The sequence below is a fragment of the Bradyrhizobium sp. MI1.7 genome (genome assembly GCF_055811795.1).
Genome location: NZ_JBVVPO010000244.1, coordinates 1 through 644, shown reverse-complemented (window position 1 = coordinate 644; position 644 = coordinate 1). Strand labels below are relative to the sequence as shown.

Genomic DNA, 644 nt, shown 5'->3' with positions numbered 1-644 from the left:
GATGACGCTGACCACGCCGTCGGCCGGCGCGCGCAACACCATCTTGTCGAGGCGGCGCTCGAGCACGGTGACCGCGGCGGCCGCGGCCTGCACCTGCGTGTCGGCGATAGCGCGCTCTTCCCGGGTCGGGCCGGCCACGGCCGCATCGTAATTGGCCTGGGCCTCGGCCACGCCGGCGCGTGCGCTGGCGACGTCGTTCTCGGCCTGGTCGAGCGACTGCTGGGATTCAAAGCTCTGGCGCGCCAGCGTGCTGGTCCGGGTGAGCTGGGCCTGCACGAAGTCGAGGCGGGCGCTGGCCTTGGCGATGGCGGCTTTCAGCGAGTCGACCTGCTCGCGACGAACGCCGGCATAGACGTTGTTGCGGTTGGCGGTTGCCGACGCGAGCGCGGCACGCGCCTGGTCCGCCTGCGCCGTCAACTCCACCGCCGATAGCCGCGCCACGACGTCGCCGGCCTTCACAGAGGCCCTCTTCTTGGCCGCAATCGAGACCAGCTGGCCGTTGACCTCCGGCTCGACCCTGATCTCGGTCGCGCGCACGACGCCGACGATGGCTGCGGGTGGTGCCGAGTGGCGCATGACATAGAGCAGCGCGCCCGCCGCGACCAGCGCGAGCGGAATCGCGACGAAGGCGGCAGGTCTAAGGT

Annotated in this window: 1 protein-coding gene; it reads right to left on the bottom strand. The window is 71.3% G+C overall.

Features of this window, described 5'->3' with window-relative positions; translation table 11 throughout:
• Positions 1-644, bottom strand: a 644-nt coding sequence (locus AC0L3X_RS47365) for an HlyD family secretion protein (RefSeq protein WP_473317649.1), incomplete at both ends; no start/stop codon positions are given.